This is a genomic window from Streptomyces sp. AHU1 (assembly GCF_045343905.1).
Taxonomy (GTDB): Bacteria; Actinomycetota; Actinomycetes; order Streptomycetales; family Streptomycetaceae; genus Streptomyces; species Streptomyces triticiradicis.
Genome location: NZ_CP174283.1, coordinates 2282501 through 2301404, shown reverse-complemented (window position 1 = coordinate 2301404; position 18904 = coordinate 2282501). Strand labels below are relative to the sequence as shown.

Annotated in this window: 16 protein-coding genes; 7 read left to right on the top strand and 9 right to left on the bottom strand. The window is 70.7% G+C overall.

What is annotated here, in order from left to right:
* Positions 1 to 18: 18 nt before the first annotated feature.
* Both serB and ACICHK_RS10500 read right to left on the bottom strand, forming a co-directional pair.
* Positions 19 to 1236, bottom strand: a complete 1218-nt coding sequence (serB, locus tag ACICHK_RS10505) for a phosphoserine phosphatase SerB (RefSeq protein ID WP_151470453.1) — start codon at positions 1234 to 1236, stop codon at positions 19 to 21.
* Positions 1237 to 1722: 486 nt separating this feature from the next.
* On the bottom strand, positions 1723 to 3624 hold the full coding sequence (locus ACICHK_RS10500; RefSeq protein ID WP_406836679.1) for a streptophobe family protein: 1902 nt from the start codon (positions 3622 to 3624) through the stop codon (positions 1723 to 1725).
* Between the two features lie 238 nt (positions 3625 to 3862).
* On the opposite strand from ACICHK_RS10500, the gene ACICHK_RS10495 reads away from it, so the two are divergent.
* The gene (locus tag ACICHK_RS10495) at positions 3863 to 6346 is read left to right on the top strand and encodes an FHA domain-containing protein (RefSeq protein WP_151470455.1); all 2484 of its coding nucleotides are present in this window, start codon (positions 3863 to 3865) and stop codon (positions 6344 to 6346) included.
* 82 nt (positions 6347 to 6428) lie between these two features.
* Here ACICHK_RS10495 and ACICHK_RS10490 read toward each other — a convergent pair whose 3' ends face one another.
* From ACICHK_RS10490 to ACICHK_RS10480, 3 genes are all read right to left on the bottom strand, one after another.
* Positions 6429 to 7220 carry a transglycosylase SLT domain-containing protein gene (locus ACICHK_RS10490; RefSeq protein WP_406836678.1) on the bottom strand — a complete coding sequence of 264 codons (792 nt, stop codon included), beginning with the start codon at positions 7218 to 7220 and terminating at the stop codon, positions 6429 to 6431.
* 321 nt (positions 7221 to 7541) lie between these two features.
* Positions 7542 to 8639 (bottom strand): S-adenosylmethionine:tRNA ribosyltransferase-isomerase, encoded by a 1098-nt coding sequence (locus ACICHK_RS10485; protein ID WP_406836677.1) that lies wholly within the window; start codon positions 8637 to 8639, stop codon positions 7542 to 7544.
* Positions 8636 to 9331, bottom strand: coding sequence for an SDR family NAD(P)-dependent oxidoreductase (locus ACICHK_RS10480; protein WP_406836676.1), 696 nt, complete (start codon positions 9329 to 9331; stop codon positions 8636 to 8638). The genes ACICHK_RS10485 and ACICHK_RS10480 overlap by 4 nt, the downstream gene beginning before the upstream one ends.
* A gap of 183 nt (positions 9332 to 9514) precedes the next feature.
* On the opposite strand from ACICHK_RS10480, the gene ACICHK_RS10475 reads away from it, so the two are divergent.
* Both ACICHK_RS10475 and ACICHK_RS10470 read left to right on the top strand, forming a co-directional pair.
* On the top strand, positions 9515 to 10681 hold the full coding sequence (locus ACICHK_RS10475; protein ID WP_406836675.1) for a GAF domain-containing sensor histidine kinase: 1167 nt from the start codon (positions 9515 to 9517) through the stop codon (positions 10679 to 10681).
* Positions 10674 to 11315, top strand: a complete 642-nt coding sequence (locus ACICHK_RS10470) for a response regulator (RefSeq protein ID WP_406836674.1) — start codon at positions 10674 to 10676, stop codon at positions 11313 to 11315. Before ACICHK_RS10475 ends, ACICHK_RS10470 begins: the two co-directional genes overlap by 8 nt.
* Before the next feature lie 462 nt (positions 11316 to 11777).
* On the opposite strand, the gene ACICHK_RS10465 is transcribed toward ACICHK_RS10470, so the two are convergent.
* Complete coding sequence (locus tag ACICHK_RS10465) at positions 11778 to 12566, bottom strand: hypothetical protein (protein ID WP_406836673.1); 789 nt, start codon at positions 12564 to 12566, stop codon at positions 11778 to 11780.
* A 121-nt stretch (positions 12567 to 12687) separates the two neighbouring features.
* Here ACICHK_RS10465 and ACICHK_RS10460 point away from each other — a divergent pair, with 121 nt between their 5' ends.
* The 3 genes from ACICHK_RS10460 (at position 12688) to ACICHK_RS10450 (ending at position 15100) form a co-directional block, all read left to right on the top strand.
* Positions 12688 to 13479 carry an ABC transporter ATP-binding protein gene (locus tag ACICHK_RS10460; protein ID WP_103554464.1) on the top strand — a complete coding sequence of 264 codons (792 nt, stop codon included), beginning with the start codon at positions 12688 to 12690 and terminating at the stop codon, positions 13477 to 13479.
* 96 nt (positions 13480 to 13575) lie between these two features.
* Complete coding sequence (locus ACICHK_RS10455; RefSeq protein ID WP_406836672.1) at positions 13576 to 14010, top strand: NfeD family protein; 435 nt, start codon at positions 13576 to 13578, stop codon at positions 14008 to 14010.
* A gap of 130 nt (positions 14011 to 14140) precedes the next feature.
* Complete coding sequence (locus ACICHK_RS10450; RefSeq protein ID WP_406836671.1) at positions 14141 to 15100, top strand: SPFH domain-containing protein; 960 nt, start codon at positions 14141 to 14143, stop codon at positions 15098 to 15100.
* A gap of 83 nt (positions 15101 to 15183) precedes the next feature.
* On the opposite strand, the gene ACICHK_RS10445 is transcribed toward ACICHK_RS10450, so the two are convergent.
* The 3 genes from ACICHK_RS10445 to ACICHK_RS10435 all read right to left on the bottom strand — a co-directional run bounded on the left by ACICHK_RS10445 (position 15184) and on the right by ACICHK_RS10435 (position 17198).
* On the bottom strand, positions 15184 to 15690 hold the full coding sequence (locus ACICHK_RS10445; protein WP_151470465.1) for an HNH endonuclease: 507 nt from the start codon (positions 15688 to 15690) through the stop codon (positions 15184 to 15186).
* 144 nt (positions 15691 to 15834) lie between these two features.
* The gene (locus ACICHK_RS10440; RefSeq protein ID WP_406836670.1) at positions 15835 to 16374 is read right to left on the bottom strand and encodes a YbhB/YbcL family Raf kinase inhibitor-like protein; all 540 of its coding nucleotides are present in this window, start codon (positions 16372 to 16374) and stop codon (positions 15835 to 15837) included.
* Between the two features lie 38 nt (positions 16375 to 16412).
* On the bottom strand, positions 16413 to 17198 hold the full coding sequence (locus ACICHK_RS10435; protein WP_151470467.1) for a sporulation protein: 786 nt from the start codon (positions 17196 to 17198) through the stop codon (positions 16413 to 16415).
* A 358-nt stretch (positions 17199 to 17556) separates the two neighbouring features.
* Between ACICHK_RS10435 and ACICHK_RS10430 the strand changes: the two genes are divergently transcribed.
* Positions 17557 to 18168 carry a DNA-3-methyladenine glycosylase gene (locus tag ACICHK_RS10430; protein ID WP_406836669.1) on the top strand — a complete coding sequence of 204 codons (612 nt, stop codon included), beginning with the start codon at positions 17557 to 17559 and terminating at the stop codon, positions 18166 to 18168.
* Positions 18169 to 18904 lie beyond the last annotated feature (736 nt).

The window sequence follows — 18904 nt, the reverse complement described above, 5'->3', positions numbered from 1 at the left end:
TCACCGAAGAACGCTCACTCAGCGCGCACCGTCGTCCTCGTGCATGTCGGCGGCCTCGACCTCTTCGCGGGTGACGCCCAGCAGATAGAGGACCGTGTCGAGGAACGGGAAGTTCACCGCGGTGTGCGCGGCCTGCCGTACGACCGGCTTGGCGTTGAAGGCGACCCCGAGGCCGGCCGCGTTCAGCATGTCGAGGTCGTTGGCGCCGTCGCCGATCGCCACGGTCTGGGCCAGCGGAACCCCGGCCTCGGCGGCGAACCGGCGCAGCAGCCGCGCCTTGCCGGCCCGGTCCACGATCTCACCGGTGACCCGGCCGGTCAGCTTCCCGTCGACGATCTCCAGCGTGTTGGCCTGGGCGAAGTCGAGCCCGAGCCGTTCCTTCAGATCGTCGGTGACCTGGGTGAACCCGCCGGAGACGACACCGACTTGGAAGCCGAGCCGCTTCAGCGTACGGATCAGGGTCCGCGCGCCCGGCGTCAGCCGCACCTCCTCGCGCACCTTGTGCACCACCGACGCGTCCAGCCCCTCGAGGAGGGCCACGCGCGCGTGCAGGGACTGCTCGAAGTCCAGCTCACCGCGCATCGCGGCCGCCGTGACCTCCGCGACCTCGTCCTCGCACCCGGCGTGCGCGGCGAAGAGCTCGATCACCTCGTCCTGGATGAGGGTGGAGTCCACGTCCATCACGACGAGACGCTGGGCCCGCCGGTGCAGACCCGCGGCCACCACCGCGATGTCCACGCCGAGCGCCGAGGCCTCGGTCACCAGCGCGGTGCGCAACTCCTCGGTCTCCGTACCGGACACCGCGAACTCGACCGCGGTCACCGGGTACTTGGCCAGCCGGAAGATGCGGTCGATGTTGCCGCCGGTCTTCGTGATCCGCGCCGCGATGGCGGCCGTCGACTCCGCGGTGAGGGGATGTCCGAGCACCGTGACCAGTGAACGTCCCAGGCCGCGCGGGCGGTTGTCGCCGAGGCCGGAGATGATCTCCGCCTGCATCTTCATCGACTCCGCCCAGCTGTGGACGGTCGACCGGAGATCGCCTTCGAGGCCTGCGGCGGGCTCGGTCACGAGCGCGCACAGCACCATCCGGCCGCGGGTGACGACCTGCTCGATGTCGACCACGTCGACGGAGTAGGCGGCGAGGGTGTCGAAGAGTCCGGCGGTGATGCCCGGCCGGTCCTTGCCGAAGATCTTGACAAGAAGAGTGGGCACATCAGGGGTATGTGAAGCGCTCATGGTATTTCCCACCGTATCCGGCACCCAGTGCCTCCCGCCCGCCCGGTCCGCCTAGCGGACACGGAACACTGGATGACACCCCGGAAACCCGGGGATGACGAACACCCACCCACCCGGCCGGGACACCCACCACGACACCCCCGCGCCCCCACAACCGCTCTTTCGCCCCCTCCGCCCCTACCCTTCCCGTACCCGGGGGCTCCGCCCCCGGACCCCCGCTCCTCAAACGCCGGAGGGGCTGGATTGTGCCGTCCGGGGCTGGAACGTTCCCCGGACGGGACTGAACAGCCACCACGACGCACCTGCGGTCGGGATCCGGCGGGAGGGGCCGTGCCGGTACATCGAATGCCCGCAGGCCGGACGGATCGGAACCGACCCGCACCTCTCGACCCCGCTGAGATCCGTCCGGATGCGGGCGGATGTACCGGCACGGCCCCGACCCACCCACCGAACCGAATCCGCGACGGCCAGCGCACCGAACCCGGCTCAGCGCCGAGGGCGACGCGGAGACGGCGGCCCCTCGTCCGGCGAAGGCGGAACCGGCGGCGGAGGCGGCGGCAACGGCGGCGGCCCGTCCGGCCTCCGCTTCGACGACGGCCCGATCGGCCCCACCATGGTGGGCGCCCCGTACACATCCCCCGGCGCCCGGTCCTCCGGCTCCCGCAACGCGTCCGGCACCTTCAGGTACGGATTGGTGTCAGGGTTGGGCGCCCGGTACGACCCCCGAGGCCGATACGGCCCAGCACCAAGCCCCGCGCCCGCACCCGCCCCCGCCCCCGCACCCACAGCACCGAGCCCCTCGTCACCCGGTGCCACCCCGACACCCCCGACACCCCCGACATCCCCGCCGTCCCAGCCGCCCCCGACAACCTCACCGCCCCCGGCACCCCCGGCACCCCCGGCACCCCCGGCACCCCCGACAACCCTCCGCCCCGCAGCCCCACTGACCCGAGCCAGCAGCGCCCCCACGCCCCCCGCCCCCGCCCCCCAGAGCGCCCCCAGCACCAACGCCACCCCCGAGCGCCCGCGCAACTCGATCCCCGCCCCGAACGCGTCGAACCCGAACACGGACAAGGAGGCGTCCACCGACACCTCCGTCAGCCACACGAGCAGCGGCAGCGCCAGCGCGGTCACGACGCCCAGCCGAAGCGCGCAGCGCCCCGCGAACCGCAGCGCGGTGTCACCCCGTACACCCGGCGCCCCCGCCGCTCCGCCGCCGGCCGCACCCCCACCCCGTACGAATGGCGTACGCGCGGCCGTCAGGACACCCGCGTACAGCATCATCAGGGCGGTGGCGAGCGCCAACAGCCATACGCGCCCGTCGAGTTCGGCGAGCCGCCCGAGGGTGACCGGCCGGGACGTGTCGACGGTCAGCAGTCTGTCGAGGGGGTCGGGCAACAGCTTGGCGAGCTCGCCCGTGGCCCTGCCGTCCCAGGGAACGAAGAGCCCGAGCGGGATACCGAGCCAGGCACCGTTGGGGGCGCCCAGCAGCGCGGCTCCCGCGATCCGCTTCGGGTGGGCGTCTCCGACCGCCGCGTACGCGGCCGCCGCGAGTCCGGCGAGGACGGCGACCAGCAGGACGGCGACGAGCGAGGAGACGGCCGGTCGCACCACGCGGTGCACGGCGTCCCAGCCGTGCGGCAACGGCGTGCGCCGGGAGGCCAGCAGCGCGATCAGCAGGACCGAGGCGGCCCACGCGGCTCCGCCGAGCAGGGTCGGCACGGTGTCGACGGAGAACCCCACGGCCGCCTTCGCCTTCACGAGGTCCCCGATCCTGCCGGGCAGCAGACCGCCGAGGTCCCCGAGGTCCCCGAGATTCCCGAGGCCGCCCGGGAGCTTGTCCGTGATGGAACCGGGCCCGCCGCCACCGCCCGTGACCTTGTCGAGCCGGAGCTTGTCGCCGTCGATCGTGATGACGTCGTGTCCGGCCCAGGCGAGCCCGCCCAGGGTCGCCACGAACAGGGCGATCACCGCGCCGGCCCGGGCCAGGAGCTCGGCCGGCGCGACGACGACCCCCGCCCCGCGCAGGGAGCGCAGGAAGAACCACGACAGCAGCAGGGCGCCGACCAGCCCCACCCCCAGCGGCGTGATCTGGACGGCGGTGTGCGCCTGCGCTCCCTTCAGCCCGAAGGCGGAGACGTCGCCGGACGGCGTCACCGTGCCGTTCGCCCCGAGGGCCACCATCGCGGCGGTCATGGGACCGAGAGAGGCCGCCGCGTCCGCCCCGAGCAGGTGCAGACCGAGCGCGGCGGTGCCCGCCATCCCGATCAACGCCCAGCTCACGGAGGCGATCGCGGTCAACAGCACGTCCCCCCACGGCACACTCCTGGTGCCCCCGTCGGCGCTCCCGCCGGTGCTCCCGCCGTGATGCGTGGTCCCGATGCTCATCGCCAGACCCCCCGATCCGCGCCGCGGTGATCCCGCGAATGTCCCCCTCGTGTGGGATTACCACTCTCCGGCCCGGTTTCAACCCCGTCAACGGATGTGGACAACCTGCCCGTTGCCATCCTTCACAAGGCCCGACTTTCGGTCAGGGGGCCTGAACTGAAATAGTTCCCCACGATGTTCGACATCCCTAGACTCCCTGTGATGGGGGTAACTCGGGGGACAACTCAGTGGGGCTGGAGTGCCGGAACTCGTACTGGAATTGAATGGACGGACCTGGACGCTCGACGCGTCCAGGCCTCACACCCTCGGACGTGATCCGCAGGGGGACATCGTGCTCGATGACGCCAGGGTCTCCTGGCGCCACGCCACGATCAGCTGGAACGGCCGCAGTTGGGTCATCGACGACCACGGGAGCACCAACGGCACGTTCGTGCAGGGGCAGCGGATCCACCAGCTGGAGATCGGTCCCGGTTCGGCCGTGCACCTCGGGAACGCGACCGACGGTCCGCGTCTGAGCGTGGCCGGTGCCGCGGCCCCGGTGGCGCAGCAGCCGTACGCGGCGCAGGGCGCCGGCCCCGGCTGGTCCCAGCCGCCGACGCCGCAGGCGCCGGAGGCCTCGCAGAACGCGCAGCAGGCGGGCGGCATTCCGCAGCAGCAGGGACCCGGTGGTGGCGCGGGGGCACCGCCGGTCTACGGCGACCGCAGCCCGACGACGTTCCACCAGTTCTCGCTGGGCCGTGTGATGCGCATCGGCCGTGCGCTGGAGAACGAACTGGTGGTCTCCGACCTCCAGGTCTCGCGCCACCACGCCGAGTTCCACGCGACGCCGGACGGCCGCTTCGAGATCCGCGACCTCGGCTCGCACAACGGCACGTACGTCAACGGTATGCCGATCGCCAAGGGCGGCTCCGCGCTGCTGGGCCCGCACGACATCGTCGGCGTCGGCCACTCGACGTTCCGGCTGGTCGGCGACCGGCTCGAGGAGTTCGTCGACACCGGTGAGGTCTCCTTCTCGGCCCGCCACCTGACGGTCACCGTCGACGGCGGCAAGCAGATCCTCAAGGACGTCTCCTTCGGAGTGCCCGAGAAGTCGCTCGTCGCGGTCATCGGCCCGTCGGGTTCCGGCAAGTCGACGCTCCTGAAGGCGCTCACGGGCTACCGCCCCGCCAACCAGGGCGACGTCCTCTACGACAACCGCAACCTGTACAAGCAGTTCGCCGAGCTGCGCCAGCGCATCGGTCTGGTCCCGCAGGACGACATCCTGCACAAGGAACTGACCGTCAAGAAGGCCCTCAAGTACGCGGCCAAGCTGCGCTTCCCGGCGGACACCACGGCCGCCGAGCGCGAGGCCCGCATAGACGAGGTGCTGCGCGAGCTGAAGCTGGACATCCACAAGGAGAAGAAGGTCACCTCCCTCTCCGGTGGCCAGCGCAAGCGTGTGTCGGTGGCCCTGGAGCTGCTCACCAAGCCGTCGCTGATCTTCCTGGACGAGCCGACCTCCGGTCTCGACCCGGGCATGGACCGCGATGTCATGCAGCTGCTGCGCGGTCTCGCCGACGACGGCCGTACGGTCCTCGTCGTCACGCACTCGGTGGCGGAGCTCGCGATCTGCGACAAGCTCCTCGTGATGGCGCCCGGCGGTGCCGTCGCCTACTTCGGTCCGCCGGAGGAGGCGCTGAACTTCTTCGGCTACGAGACCTGGGCCGACGTGTTCTCCGCGTTCGAGAACTACCGCGACTACGACTGGGCGGGCCGCTGGAAGGGCTCGCAGCACTACCAGATGTACGCGGCGGACATCGACGCGGTGGCTCCGCAGTCGACGCAGATGCCGCCCCCGCAGGCGATGAAGCCGCCGAAGCCGCAGGGCTGGGGCTCCCAGCTGATGACGCTGATGCGCCGCTACGTCTCGGTGATCGCGTCGGACAAGGGCTTCCTGGCGCTGACGGTGATCCTGCCCGCGGTCCTGGGCTCGGTCAGCCTGCTCATCGACAACGGCAAGACACTGCTGGTCAACGACAGGATCCTGCCCTCGGGCGCCCATGTCGCGAACGGCACCGCCACGACCGTGCTGCTGATCCTCGCGGTCGGCGCGTGCTTCGCGGGCGCCGCCAACTCGGTCCGTGAGCTGATCAAGGAACGGGTGATCTACGAGCGGGAGCGTGCGACGGGTCTGTCGCGCTCGGCGTACCTGATGTCCAAGGTGATCGTCCTCGGTGTGATCACCATGCTGCAGGGCGCGCTGGTCGGAGCCATCGGCTTCGGCAGCCGCGAGGTGCCGTCCGAGGGTCTGATCCTCAAGAGCCTGCCCAAGGTCGAGCTCACGCTGCCGATCATGCTGCTGGGCTTCGTGTCGATGATGTTCGGCCTGATCATCTCCTCGCTGGTGAAGACCGCGGAGAAGACCATGCCGCTCCTGGTCATGTTCGCGATCGTCCAGGTGGTCTTCACCGGCTGCCTGTTCATCCTGAACGGCACGGTGGGCGTCAACCAGTTCTCGTACCTGATGCCGGCCCGCTGGGCGGTGGCCGCGTCCGGGGCGACGCTGGACCTGAACAACATCTTCCCGAACCAGGACGATCCGACCAGCACGGACCCGCTGTGGGACCACACGGCCGGGGCCTGGACCGTGGACATGATCGCGCTGGTCGTCCTCGGTGTCGCCTGCGGCTTCTTCGTGGCCCGCTTCCTGCGCCGCCACGAGCCCGAGGTCATGCGCAAGTAGTCACCCGGAAACGGCGCGAGGGCGGCACCCCTGACCGGGGTGCCGCCCTTCGGCGTCTGTGTGGGGACTCCGCGCCGAGTCCTCAGTACGCGCTGTTGACGTTGTCCATGGAACCGTACTTGTCGGCGGCGTAGTTGCAGGCGGCGGTGATGTTGGCGACCGGGTCGTAGATGTTCCACGAGGTGCCGGCCACGTGGTACGCCTTGAACGTCGGCGGGATGACCTGGAGCAGGCCCTTCGACGGGATGCCGTTGATGGCGTTGATGTCCCAGTCGTTGATGGCCATCGGGTTGCCCGAGGACTCACGCATGATGTTCTTGTGCAGCCCGTGGTAGCTGCCGGGGATGCCCTTGGCCTTCATGATGTCGAGGGACTCGCGGATCCAGCCGTCGAGGTTGTTGGGGTACGTCTTCGCGGCGACCGTCTCCATCTGGATGCGCTGCGTGGAGCGGCTCGCGGTGGCGGCCTCGGCGCGCGACGCGGCGGCCTTCTTCTTCGCGGCGGCCTGGACGGCGGCCTTCTTGGCCGCGGCCTTCTTCTCGGCGGCCTTCTTCTCGGCGGCGGCCCGGGCGGCCGCCTTCTTCTTCGCCGCGGACGCGGAGTCCGCCGCGGCCTTCTGCTTGGCCGCGATGGTCTGAGCCTTCAGGGCGGCGCCGCTCGTACCGGCGACGTCGGCCTCGACGCCCTTGATCTGCTGCCCGCTGTAGGCGACCGGTGCCGCGGGGGCGGCGGCGTCGGTGGTGGTGTGGGAGCCGCTCGGCGCCAGGGAGAAAGCGAGGGTGGCGGCACCGAGGGTGGCCACACCGGCGACCGAAAGCTTGTGGAGCTTGGTCAGCTTCGGACCACGACCACGGACGGCAATGTTCTTGGGCATGACTGATAGACCTCTTCGAATAGCGCGGAGGTCGCTCTTCGTCCCGGTCGGGACTGTGTTTCCGGAACAAACGCCCCGGGGGAGAACCCGAGGCGCTGAGCGACATGAGCAATTCTTAGCGGCCGCAAAATGCCCTGGCAAAGATGTGACCTACGAAGTCGGATAGTGGACACGTATGGGGCAAATCGGGGCAGACTGGCACGTCTTCCCAGTTCATCTTGTCCCTTTTATCTCCTATGTTCCTTCGTACGTGACCTGGACCCTATGCGAGGGCTCACAGGGGTCCTTGATCATTCTGACGTGGAGTTGCGTGAGCAATGCTCAGAGTGAGGACTTTTCCCGGGGGAGGACGAGGTGCACGTCCCCGAACTCGTGCCAGAGGTAGCGCCTGCGCAGCGCCTCGGCGTAGCCCCGGTCGACCGCCGCGCCCCCCGCGATCGCCTCCAGCATCAGCAGATGCGAGGCCTCCGGTTCGTGCAGTCCGGTCAGCAGCCCGTCGACGGCCCGCACACCCCGCTCCGGGGTCACCACGAGACCCGTCCACCCCTTCGCCGCCCGGACCAGCCCGTCCTCCGAGGCCGCGGACTCCACGGCCCGCACCGCCGTCGTACCGACCGCGACGATCCGGCCCCCGCCGGCCCGCGCGGCGTTGATCAGCCGGGCCGACACCGCCGGAACCTCGAACCGTTCCGGATACGGCGGCTCGTGCGCCTCCGCCGAGGCGACCCCCGTGTGCAGGGTGACCGGTGCGAACTGCACCCCCCGGCTCACCAGCTCCGCCACCAGACGCGAGGTGAAGGGGCGCGCCGCGCTCGGCATCTCCGCGCTCCCCGCCCCGTCGTCCGACGGCAGCGCGAACACCGTCTGGTACGCGGACAGCGGCTGGTCCCGGTCCGTGTAGGCGTAGCGGATGGGCCGCCCGTACCGCCGCAGCAGAGCCGGCACGTCCGTGTCCGGCACCCGCCCCCACCACAGCCGTGCCCCCCGCTCGCTCAGCGGCTCCTCCAGGACGAGGCGCACGTCCCCGGGCAGACGCACCACCGTTCCCGCGGGCCCGCCCGCACGCGCGCGCGTGGTCCCTCTCCCGTCGGGATCCCGCAGCTCGACCGCCCACCGTCCGTCGTCGCCGCGCGTGGAGAAGTGCACCACCACGCGCGCGTGCCCGATCCGCCCGTCCACGGCGGCCGCCAGCGTGGCCGAGGTGTTGACGATCAACAGGTCCCCGGCCCGCAGCAGCCGGGGCAGTTCCACGAACGCGTGGTGCGAGACCTCGGTACCGCGCGACACCAGCAGCCGTACGGAATCCCGGTCACGCCCGGGACCGCGCTGTTCCGCGGGCACCCGCGCCGACAATTCCTCGGGAACGCTTCCCCACTCCCGGCCGTGCCCCGCCCGAGAGACCCCCGTCACCGTCGTCACCGCTCCTCCAGCAGGTCCGAGGCCACGTAGCGCCCGCTGGCCGGCCGTTCGTCGAGCAGACGCAGGAAGGCCGGAACCACGCTGTCCGGCGTCGGCCGCGGATCACCGTCGTCCGGTACCGCCGCCGCGTAGAGGTCCGTCCCCATGTCCCCCGGATCCACCGCCCACACCCGCAGACCGGGCTCCTCCTCGCCGAGCACCGCCGAGAGGTGGTCCAGCGCCGCCTTCGAGGCCCCGTAGCCGCCCCATGTCCCGTACGCCTGCACCGCGGCGTCCGAGCTGACGGCGACGACGGCGCCCGCCCCGGCCGCCCTCAGCAGCGGCAGCGCCTCCTGGACCAGTCCCAGCGCGGCGACCACGTTGACCTCCAGGGCCCGCCGCAGTCCCTCCAGGTCCAGCTCATCCAGCCGCACCAGCGGTTCCGCGCCCAGCGCGCTCGCGTTGTTCACCAGCAGGTCGACACCGCCCAGCTTCCGGGCCGCCGCCACCAGCTCGACACGGTGACCGGCGTCCGTCACGTCCCCGGGCAGGGCCTCCACCCGCGTCCCGTACGCGGACAGCGCCTCCGCGGTCTCCTCCAGCACCCCGGCCGTCCTGGCGTCGAGCACCAGGTCCCAGCCGCGCTCCGCCAGCGCCGCGCCGAGCGCCCTCCCCAGTCCCTTCGAGGCCCCTGTGATGATCGCTACCGGCATGACATCCGTCCCCTCGCTCCGGCCGCCTTCCCGGCGGATGCCCTCACCGTAGGAACGGGGACCGCCCGGGCGCCTCGTACGCGGGCCGCAACGATCAGGGGCCCTTCGTCCTAGGCCCAATGGCCCGGTGGGCGAGGTCGGCGGCCGATACGCGCTGTCACATCCCGCCGGTAGTTTGGGGTCATGAGTCACGGACCCCGGTCGGGCCTGTCCGCGGTGAGTTCCGCGCTGCTGGCCATGAGCAGGCACCTCGAAGTGCGCGACGTCCTCAAGACGATCGTCGCCTCGGCCCGCGAACTGCTCGACGCGCAGTACGCGGCGCTGGGCGTGCCCGACGACCACGGCGGCTTCGCCCAGTTCGTCGTCGACGGGGTCAGCGACGCGCAGTGGAAGGCCATCGGACCGCTCCCGCGCCAGCACGGCATCCTCGCCGCGATGCTGCGCGAGGCCCGCCCCGAGCGCCTGGCCGACGTGCGCAAGGACCCCCGCTTCGAGGGCTGGCCCGCGGCCCACCCCGACATGTCCGACTTCCTGGGCCTGCCCATCCGCGACGGCGACGAGATCATCGGCGCGCTCTTCCTCGCGAACAAGGTGCGCCCCGAAGGCACGGCACCCTGCCCCGGGCCGGACGGCCGCTGCGGATTCACCGAGGACGACGAGGAACTCCTCACCATCCTCGCCCAGCACGCGGCGATCGCCCTGACCAACGCCCGGCTCTACGAACGCAGCCGCGAACTCACCATCGCCGAGGAACGCTCCCGGCTCGCGCACGAACTGCACGACGCCGTCAGCCAGAAGCTGTTCTCCCTGCGCCTGACCGCCCAGGCCGCCGCCACCCTCGTCGACCGGGACCCCTCCCGCGCCAAGGGCGAACTCCAGCACGTGGCCGCCCTCGCCGCGGAGGCCACCGAGGAACTGCGCGCGGCCGTCGTCGAGTTGCGCCCCGCCGCCCTCGACGAGGACGGTCTCGTCGCCACCCTGCGCACCCAGATCCAGGTCCTCGACCGCGCCCATTCCGCCCATGTGGCCTTCTCCAGCCACGGTGTGCGGGCACTGCCCGCCTCCCAGGAGGAGGCCGTGCTCAGGGTCTCCCAGGAGGCCCTGCACAACGCGCTGCGGCACTCCGGCGCCACCCGCGTCGACGTCACCCTGGACCGGCGCGGACCCGGCGCCGTCCTGTGCGTCCGCGACGACGGCCGCGGTTTCGACCCCGCCGCGACACGCAGTGCCGGCCGCCATCTCGGCCTGGTGTCGATGCGGGACCGGGCGAGCGGGGTCGGCGGCACACTCACCGTGGAGTCGGCGCCCGGGAAGGGCACCGTGATCGAGATGGAGGTCCCTGGTGGCTGACGCAATCAAGGTGCTGCTCGTCGACGACCACCAGGTCGTCCGCCGGGGACTGCGCACCTTCCTCGAAGTGCAGGACGACATCGAGGTCGTCGGGGAGGCGTCCGACGGAGCCGAGGGCGTCACCCGCGCCGAGGAACTGAAGCCGGACATCGTCCTCATGGACGTCAAGATGCCGGGGATGGACGGCATCGACGCGCTGCGAAAGCTCCGCGAACTCGCCAACCCCGCGCGCGTGCTGATCGTCACCAGCTTCACCGAGCAGCGCACGGTGGTGCCGGCCCTGCGCGCGGGCGCCGCCGGTTACGTGTACAAGGACGTCGACCCCGACGCGCTGGCCGGAGCCATCCGCTCGGTCCACGCGGGACACGTCGTCCTGCAACCCGAGGTCGCGAACGCCCTGCTGTCCCAGGAGGAGGCCACCTCGGGCCAGGGGAGAGGCGTTTCGCTCACGGAGCGGGAACGGGAGGTGCTCGGCCTGATCGCGGACGGCCGCTCCAACCGGGAGATCGCCCGCGCCCTCGTCCTCTCCGAGAAGACGGTGAAGACCCACGTCTCGAACATCCTGATGAAACTCGACCTCGCCGACCGCACCCAGGCCGCGCTCTGGGCCGTACGACACGGAATCGCGGACTGACCCGGACGGGGCAACGCCGTCCCCGGCACAGACTTCCTTCGCCCCCTCCGCCCCTACCCTCCCCACCCGGGGGCTCTGCCCTCGGACCCCCACTCCTCAAACGCCGGAGGGGCTGAAAGCCACGCCCGTGAGGCACCGCACCCGAGCCACCGACCACCCGCGGCCGGGATCTGGCCGCAGGCGCCGCGCCCAAGCCATCACGCACCCGCAGTCGGGATCCGGCGGGAGGGGCCGTGCCGGTACATCGAATGCCCGCAGGCCGGACGGATCGGAACCGACCCGCACCTCTTCAACCCCGCTGAGATCCGTCCGGATGCGGGCGGATGTACCGGCACGGCCCCGACCCCCACCGGACCGAACCCGCGACGGCCGGCGCAGCGAACCCGCACGGCCCCGCCCCACGACGCACCGGCACCGAACCGCGCCCGCGCCCCGCACAAACCCGGCGCGCCCCGCGCAACCTCAGCGCGCCCCGCGCTCCCGCTCCTCCACGAAGGCGTTGTACGCGGCCACCTGCGCCCGCCGGGCCGTCCGCTCCACCGGCCGCAGGGCCTCGGCCCGCGCGGCCATCTCCGACGCGCTCACCGCACCGCCGTGCCCGCTCTCGTACGCCACGGAGATCAGCGCCCCGACCCGTTGGGCCAGCTCCAGCACGCGCACCGCACGCGGCGGGTACCCCGGGGCCAGCACCTCCCGCCCCCGCTCGGCCCGCGCCCGGTACGCGTCGATCGCCGCCGCCGCGACCGGCCCCGACCCGGCCACGTCCAGCCGCGACAGCACCTCCGTCGCCTCGCGGAGCGCCTCCGCCAGCTCCCGCTCGGCCTCCCCGAGCGAGGGCACGTCGGCGGGCGGCGCCTCCCGTACGGCGAGGCAGTGCCAGACGACCTCGACATGCACATCGCCGGCGGGCCCGGCCTCGTGCACCTCGGGCACGAGCCCCAGCGCCGCGCCGTGGCAGACCACGGCCTCCTCGGCGTCGAGGGCGCGCGCGTTGAACGCGGGCGGCCCGCTGAGTCCGAGCGGATGCCCCGGCGCGGGCAGCGCGACCCGCAGTCCGGTCACCCCGAGCGTGCGCAGCCGGCCGAGGGCGAGCGTGAGCCCGACGGGCCCCGACTCGCCGGGCAGTCCCTCGACCCGGTGCACCGCGTCGTCCCCGACGACGGCGAGCACGGCGTCATCCGGGGAAACAAGTCCGGCCAATAGGGCATTTCCCCATGCCGCCAGCTGTCCTGAGCGTGGTTCCGAGAGCATGCTCCCACCCTAAGGACCGGCCGATGGGTCGGTGCGGCCGACCGGTGGCGTAGGTTTTCCCTGGGGGCTTCGTCCACAGACGTAAGCGACGACCAAGACTGCAATGGGAGACAACGCGCTCATGAGCGATGTACTGGAACTGGTGGACGTATCCGTGGTCCGCGAGGGCCGGGCTCTGGTGGACCAGGTCTCCTGGTCGGTCAAGGAGGGGGAGCGCTGGGTCATCCTCGGCCCCAACGGCGCCGGGAAGACGACCCTCCTGAACGTCGCCTCCAGCTACCTCTTCCCCAGCACGGGCACCACCACGATCCTCGGTGAGACCCTCGGCCAGGTCGACGTCTTCGAGCTGCGCCCGCGCATCGGCATCGCCGGTATCGCGATGGCCGAGAAGCTCCCCAAGAGCCAGACCGTCCTGCAGACGGTCCTCACCGCCGCGTACGGCATGACCGCCGGGTGGCACGAGGACTACGAGGACATCGACGAGCAGCGCGCCCGCGCCTTCCTCGACCGCCTCGGCATGAGCGACTACCTGGAGCGCAGGTTCGGCACCCTCTCCGAGGGCGAGCGCAAGCGCACCCTGATCGCCCGCGCCCTGATGACCGACCCCGAGCTGCTGCTCCTCGACGAGCCCGCGGCCGGCCTCGACCTCGGCGGCCGCGAGGACCTCGTGCGCCGCCTCGGCCGGCTCGCCCGCGACCCGATCGCCCCCTCCATGATCATGGTCACGCACCACGTCGAGGAGATCGCCCCCGGCTTCACCCACGTCCTGATGATCCGCCAGGGCAAGGTGCTCGCCGCCGGTCCGCTGGAGCTCGAACTCACCTCGCGCAACCTCTCCCTCTGCTTCGGCCTCCCGCTCGTCGTCGAGCAGGTCGGCGACCGCTGGACCGCGCAGGGCCTGCCGATGGGCTGAACCGCCCCACCCGCGCACCCGCGTACCCCTCGACCGGTGTGTCCGAAGTGATCGTGCGCTCTGTCCGCGGGGGGAGCGCGGTCCTACCATGACCGTGTGGACGACATCGACGCATGGGTGTGGTGGCTGATCGGGGCGGCCGGACTCGGCATCCCGCTCGTGGTGACCGCGATGCCGGAGTTCGGCATGCTCTCGGTGGGCGCCGTCGCGGGTGCGGTTGCCGCGGGCCTCGGCGGCGGTGTCGTCGTCCAAGTGCTCGTCTTCGTCGTCGTGTCGGTCGCGCTCATCGCCGTCGTACGCCCCATCGCGACCCGGCACCGTGCCCGGCTCCCCGAACTCGCCACCGGGATCGAGGCGTTGAAGGGCAAGCAGGCCATCGTCCTGGAACGGGTGGACGGTTCGGGGGCCGGCCGCGTCAAGCTCGGCGGAGAGATCTGGTCCGCGCGGGCCCTCGACAGGACACAGGCCTACGAGGTGGGCCAGGAAGTGGATGTCGTGGACATCGACGGAGCCACGGCGATCGTGATGTGACCTCGTACGACGCAAGTGAACCGAACGCCCCACGTGGCAGGCGACGTTCTGTCAGACTCGACCAGCAAGATCTTCAACACCCATAAGATCTTTTGGAATTGCCGAGTGGAGAAGGGTACGGGGAGCATCGATGGAACCGATCATCATCGTCCTGATCATTCTGGTGGTGCTGGTCTTCATCGCCCTGATCAAGACCATCCAGGTCATCCCGCAGGCCAGCGCGGCCATCGTCGAGCGGTTCGGCCGCTACACGCGGACGCTGAACGCCGGCCTCAACATCGTCGTCCCGTTCATAGACTCGATCCGCAACCGCATCGACCTGCGTGAGCAGGTCGTGCCGTTCCCGCCGCAGCCGGTGATCACCCAGGACAACCTGGTGGTCAACATCGACACCGTCATCTACTACCAGGTCACCGACGCGCGAGCCGCGACGTACGAGGTCGCCAGCTACATCCAGGCGATCGAGCAGCTCACCGTCACCACGCTGCGCAACATCATCGGCGGCATGGACCTGGAGCGGACCCTGACCTCCCGCGAGGAGATCAACGCGGCCCTGCGCGGAGTCCTCGACGAGGCCACCGGCAAGTGGGGCATCCGCGTCAACCGCGTCGAACTGAAGGCGATCGAGCCGCCCACCTCCATCCAGGACTCGATGGAGAAGCAGATGCGCGCCGACCGCGACAAGCGCGCCGCGATCCTCACCGCGGAAGGCATCCGCCAGTCCCAGATCCTCACCGCCGAGGGCGAGAAGCAGTCCGCGATCCTGCGCGCCGAGGGTGAGGCCAAGGCCGCGGCCCTGCGCGCGGAGGGCGAGGCCCAGGCCGTCCGCACGGTCTTCGAGGCCATCCACGCCGGGGACCCGGACCAGAAGCTGCTCTCCTACCAGTACCTCCAGATGCTCCCGAAGATCGCCGAGGGCGACGCCAACAAGCTCTGGATCGTTCCCAGCGAGATCGGTGACGCCCTCAAGGGCCTCAGCGGCGCCATGGGCAACTTCGGCGGGCTGGGCGGAGCTTCGGGCAGCGGAGCCCCTGCGGGCGGCTCCGGAGGCGGCTCCGAGCGCCGCGAGAAGCCCTCCATCACGGACTGACACGGACGACGCCACGGCGATGACGGCATGACGACGGGGCCCACCTCCCGCGGGAGGTGGGCCCCGTCGTCATGCCGTACGGGCTACGCGGCCGACTGGGCCAGCCACTCCGGCAGTGCGTCGAAGTCGTCCTGACCGAGTGCCAGCAGCATGGCGTCCGCGGGCGTCGGCTCGAACGGCTGCCGCAGCAAGGGCATCTGGGCCTGCTCCGGCGTACGGTCGGCCTTGCGGTGATTGTCCTCGGCGCAGGAGGCCACGGTGTTCAGCCACGAGTCCTGACCACCCTGGGCCCGCGGTACGACGTGGTCCACGGTCGTGGCCCGGCGCCCGCAGTAGGCGCACCGGTGCCGGTCACGTACCAGCACACCCCGCCTCGACCACGGAGCTTGTCTTCGGAACGGCACCCGGACGTACCGGCAGAGCCTGATCACCCGGGGCACGGGTATGTCCAGCGCGGCACCGCGCATGCGCAGTTCGGGATGGGCCTGTTCGACGACGGCCTTGTCCTGCAGCACCAGAACGACGGCTCGGTTCAACGTCACTGTCGACAGCGGCTCGAAGCTCGCGTTCAGTACCAGCGTGTCCCGCATCCAGCCCACCTCCATTGCGCACCGGCCCCCCCGACGGCGGGCTGGGATCAACTCTGGCCGGGCACGCCGAGATGGACAACGCAATAAAAAGTGCCCGCCCCTGATCACTTCCAAGTCCAGGGGCGGGCAAACGTTCGGTGAACGTCAGTCTGCTGCGGGAGCGGCGTACTCACCGATCAACTGGGCGCGCGCCAGCGTGTGGAACCGCAGGTTGAAGCCCACCACGGCGGGCGACGCGTCCGCGTCGGGACCGAGTTTCTCCTGGTCCACGGCGTACACCGTGAACACGTACCGGTGCGCGGGATCCCCGGCCGGCGGCGCGGCGCCGCCGAAGTCCCGGGACCCGTAGTCGTTGCGCACCTGGACGGCGCCGTCGGGCAGGCCCTCGAACTTGCCGCTGCCCGCACCCGTGGGCAGCTCCGTCACCGAGGCGGGGATGTTGAACAGCACCCAGTGCCAGAATCCGCTCCCCGTCGGGGCGTCCGGATCGAAGCACGTCACGGCGAAGCTCTTGGTCTCCGACGGAAAGCCCTCCCAGCTCAGCTGCGGAGAGGTGTTCCCGGCCGCGTAGACCTGCGCGTCCTTCAGCACCGCGCCCGGCTCGACGTCCTCGCTGACGAGGGTGAACGCCGGCACCGGCGGATGGAAGTCGTGCGGGAGCGGCGGCCTCTTGGACTCGGTCACGTCAGTACCTCCTGAACGGCGGATTCCGTGCGTCGAGCCTAGAACCAGCTCCGCTTGCTGCCGACCTCCGACAGCCACTGGTTCAGGTATCCGGCCCAGTCGGTTCCGTGGAAGTCGTGCAGACCCACCTGGAAGGAGCGGTAGGAGTCGCTGCCCTCGCTGAAGAGGCCCGGCTTCTTGTCCATCTCCAGAATGACGTCCATCGCGTGGTCGTCCGCGACGAAGCTCAGCTCCACCTGGTTCAGCCCGCGGTACTGCGACGGCGGGTAGAACTCGATCTCCTGGTAGAACGGCAGCCGCTGACGCGTGTTGCGGATGTGGCCCTTCTCCATGTCCGCGTTCTTGAAGCGGAAGCCCAGCTGGATGAAGGCGTCGAGAATCGCCTTCTGCGCCGGCAGCGGGTGCACGTTGATCGGGTCGAGGTCACCCGAGTCGATGGCACGGGCGATCTCCAGCTCGGTGGTCACACCGATGTTCATCCCGCGCAGGGCCTGCCCGTCGATCATGGTGATCGGCGTCTCCCACGGGATCTCCAGCCCGAACGGGACCGTGTGCACGGCACCGGCCTGCAGCTGGAAGGCCCCGCCGAGACGCAGCTTCGTGAACTCGATGTCCTGCTTGTACTCCTGGTCGTCGTGGCCCTCGACCTCGACCCTGGCCTGCAGGCCGACGTTCAGGCCCTCGATCGCCTGGTCGACCGAACCCCCCTGGATCCGCACCTCACCCTGGACGACGCCGCCCGGGACGGTGTTGGCCTCGGTCAGCACCGTCTCGACCGAAGCCCCACCGGCCCCCAGGCTCGCGAGCAGCCGCTTGAACCCCATGTCGTCACTTCCTCCCCAGGCAATGCCTGTTTGTTCTCTGCCTGTCTGGATCCCTTGATCCCTACAAACGCGATCCGGCCCCGGCCGGTTCCGCGCCCTCACCCTTACAAGGGAGAGGGCCCCTGACCACCCCGCAGGCGGACATCCGTCCGGACCGCCCGGACTCCGCCCCGCCGGTGAGGCCGGAGGGACTACGCTCGTACGCCATGATCGCGGCCCCTGACCGTACGCCCCCGAGGCGGGACCTCTTCGACCGCCCTGTCCCGGACGTCGCCCCCGACCTGCCGGGACGCGTCCGGACGGACCCGTCCGGCCATGCGCACACCCATCTCGCCCGCACCATGCCCAGTCGGTCAGCATGAACGTCATGGATCTCGCTCGTCCCGCCGAAGAAGTCGCCCCCCGACTGCTCGGCGCCGTCCTCACCCACGAGACCCCCGAGGGAACCGTGAGCATCAGCATCACGGAGACCGAGGCGTACTCCGGCGCGACCGATCCCGCCTCCCACGCCTACCGGGGCATGACACCCCGCAACGCCGTCATGTTCGGACCGGCGGGGCACCTGTACGTGTACCGGTCCCACGGTCTCCACTGGTGCGCCAACGTCGTCACCGGGACGGACGGCACCGCTTCAGCCGTCCTCGTCCGGGCGGGCAGGGTCATCGAAGGGGAGGACCTGGCCCGCAGGCGGCGAGGGGGCACGGCCGAGGGCGCACGTCTCGCGCGGGGGCCGGGAAACCTCTGCCAGGCGCTCGGTATCACGGCGGAGCACAACGGCACGGATCTCCTGGCGGGCACCTCGGTCGCGCTGTCCGAGGGGGAGCCGGTACCCGCCGCGCTCATCCGGGTCGGTCCCCGGGTGGGCGTGAGCAAGGCCCACGACTGGGAGCACCGCTTCTACCTCGCCGGTGATCCGACGGTCTCGGCGTACCGACTGAGCCCGAGAGCCAGGCCGCCCCGCGGAACCTGATCCGGGCCGGGGAACTCGCCGAGGGCGCGGACCGCGTCCGCAAACGTCGACTCCCGGCCTGATACGGCAAGGAACCGGCCAAAGGGCCGACGCGCCTTACGGCGGCACCGGAGTGGACCGATCGCTCGGCGAAGCGGAGGTCTGCGGCTCCGGGGATTCACCCTTGACACTGCTCAGGGGGACACCCGTACCCTCCGACCAGGTACGCGACGGTCCACGCACCGGGGCCTCCGGTGACGGAGGCGTCCCCCTGGTGTTTCCGGACCGCCGGCCACCCGACGGCGAGTCCGTACAGGGCCCGTGCGCCCCGTCGCCGTTCAACTTGACGCGCCCCTTGGCGATCCGTAATGTAGCCCGAGCCGCTTGAACCGGTTACGGCGTTCAGCCAGCAGCCGAGAGCGGCCAAACCACTACCTACGACTTCCCCGCAGCGGGGTTTATTCGGCGTGCCCGCATGCCCGAATTCGAACCCGCGGAACTCGATTATGAGTCGCTGAGGGAATCGGCTAACGTAGTGAATGTCGAAAGGCCACGAAACGCGAAAGCGCCGAAAGGCCGGAAGGCGAACCCCGCCGACTGGGAGTCAGGCCCGAAAGGATCTGATAGAGTCGGAGCCGCCGGAAAGGGAAACGCGAAAGCCGGAACCTGGAAAGCACCGAGGAAATCGGATCCGGAAACGGTCTGATAGAGTCGGAAACGCAAGACCGAAGGGAAGCGCCCGGAGGAAAGCCCGAGA

Coding starts and splice junctions, on each gene's coding strand:
- serB (WP_151470453.1), bottom strand. CDS start 1,236: ATGAGCGCTTCACATACCCCTGATGTGCCCACTCTTCTTGTCAAGATC.
- ACICHK_RS10500 (WP_406836679.1), bottom strand. CDS start 3,624: ATGAGCATCGGGACCACGCATCACGGCGGGAGCACCGGCGGGAGCGCC.
- ACICHK_RS10490 (WP_406836678.1), bottom strand. CDS start 7,220: ATGCCCAAGAACATTGCCGTCCGTGGTCGTGGTCCGAAGCTGACCAAG.
- ACICHK_RS10480 (WP_406836676.1), bottom strand. CDS start 9,331: ATGCCGGTAGCGATCATCACAGGGGCCTCGAAGGGACTGGGGAGGGCG.
- ACICHK_RS10475 (WP_406836675.1), top strand. CDS start 9,515: ATGAGTCACGGACCCCGGTCGGGCCTGTCCGCGGTGAGTTCCGCGCTG.
- ACICHK_RS10465 (WP_406836673.1), bottom strand. CDS start 12,566: ATGCTCTCGGAACCACGCTCAGGACAGCTGGCGGCATGGGGAAATGCC.
- ACICHK_RS10460 (WP_103554464.1), top strand. CDS start 12,688: ATGAGCGATGTACTGGAACTGGTGGACGTATCCGTGGTCCGCGAGGGC.
- ACICHK_RS10450 (WP_406836671.1), top strand. CDS start 14,141: ATGGAACCGATCATCATCGTCCTGATCATTCTGGTGGTGCTGGTCTTC.
- ACICHK_RS10445 (WP_151470465.1), bottom strand. CDS start 15,690: ATGCGGGACACGCTGGTACTGAACGCGAGCTTCGAGCCGCTGTCGACA.
- ACICHK_RS10435 (WP_151470467.1), bottom strand. CDS start 17,198: ATGGGGTTCAAGCGGCTGCTCGCGAGCCTGGGGGCCGGTGGGGCTTCG.
- ACICHK_RS10430 (WP_406836669.1), top strand. CDS start 17,557: ATGAACGTCATGGATCTCGCTCGTCCCGCCGAAGAAGTCGCCCCCCGA.